Origin of the sequence: Calidithermus terrae, assembly GCF_003574345.1 — a bacterium.
GTDB lineage: Bacteria > Deinococcota > Deinococci > Deinococcales > Thermaceae > Calidithermus > Calidithermus chliarophilus.
In genome coordinates this window covers 1-1508 of sequence record NZ_QXDL01000406.1, presented here as the reverse complement: position 1 = coordinate 1508, position 1508 = coordinate 1, and the positions used below count along the sequence as shown (strand labels likewise).

Annotated in this window: 1 protein-coding gene; it reads left to right on the top strand. The window is 70.7% G+C overall.

Annotation, left to right across the window (positions count from 1 at the left end; translation table 11 throughout):
* Positions 1–45: 45 nt before the first annotated feature.
* A partial coding sequence (locus tag Mterra_RS22705; protein ID WP_218023002.1) for an eCIS core domain-containing protein occupies positions 46–1508 on the top strand: 1463 nt, incomplete at its 3' end.

Here is a 1508-nt window from a genome sequence, read left to right as displayed (position 1 = left end):
GACCCCGACTGCCCGCCCCCCCAACCCGTCCGGGCCACGCCTCCCGTGTCCCCCCGCAGGGCCCGCCTGCAGCGGGAGTGGCTGCACCTAGAAATCCAGCGCTACCGGCGTCGGCTCGAGGAGGCTGGGGAGGCTCCTCCCGACCTTGGCGAAAGGATCCGGCAGCGGCAGGGCAAGGGCAGCCCCCTCCCCGCCGCCCTGCAGGCCCACCTCGAGCGCCACCTGGGCGGCCCCCTGCCCAAGATCGTGATCCACGCCGACGAGGAGGCCGACGCGCTGGCCGGGGCGCTGGGGGCCGAGGCCTTCACCAGCGGCCCCGACGTCTTCTTCCGCAAAGGAGCCTACGACCCGGAAAGCGAGGCGGGGCAGCGGCTCATCGCCCACGAGGCCGTCCACGTGCTCCAGCAGGCCCGGGGGCCGGTGGACGGCACGCCCACCGGGGGCGGGGTCAAGCTCTCGAGCCCTTCCGACCCTTACGAGCAGGAGGCCGAGTCCAAAGCCCGGACCCTCCCCAAGCTCGACCGGCGTGCCGCCGCGCCTCAGCCCCGCGAGCCCTGGAGCAGGGCCAGGGAGCGCTGGCAGGACACCACCCAGCGCCTCATACGCGAGTACCGGGCCCGCCAGGACGGCCCAGCGATCGCCTCGGAACTCCGGCGCCTCCAACCCGACGACCGCAGCGCCGTCGAACGTGCCTTGCGAACCTTCCTCAGCCGGGGCGAGTGGCGCAGCCTGCAAAAGGCCCTCGAGGCTCCTACCCCGGCTGCCTCACCCGCGGCTTCGGTCCCGTGCGACAAGGGCCCCGAAACTGCCCCCGTCGAGCCGCTCGAGCCGCGAGTAGCTACCCCCCGTATCGAGCCGCGAGTAGCTACCCCCCGTATCGAGCCGCCAAACGCTACCCCTCGGCTCGAGCCCACGGTGGCCCAGCGTTTCGCCAACCGCGAGGTGGCGGTGCAGCGCAACTGGCTCACCGATGGCCTGAAGAAGGTGGGCAACGCGGCGGGGAATGCGGTGGGCGCGGGCTTCGACCTCGTCAAGGACAAAATCGCCGACCTCGCCGCCAACCTCCCCGGCTATAAGGAGCTGACCCAGGCCCTGGGCCACGACCCCATCAGCGGAAAGAACGTGCAGGTTCAGCCCGGCGCCTTCCTCAACAAGCTGCTCGGCCTGCCCGTGGTTCCCCCCTTCGCCCGCAACGTCCTCGAGGGGCTGCAAAAGGCCGGTGAGGCGGTGAGCCGCGGATGGAACTGGTTCAAGGGCGAGTTGGGCAAGCTCAACCTGGGCCCAGCCTTCAAGAACATCGTGGATGGCCTGAGATCCCTGGGCCCCAGCGACCTGCTGAGCCCGGTCAGGGCCTTCAACGAGAAGGTCAAGGCCCCGGTCATGGCCGCCATCAACCGCTTCCTCGGGTTAGCCAAGAATAGCGTCTTGAAGCTGGGCGAGTTCGTGCTGGACGCCCTCGCCAAGAACCCTACCGCTAAGCGCGTGGTGGAGGGGGTCAAGGGGGCGGG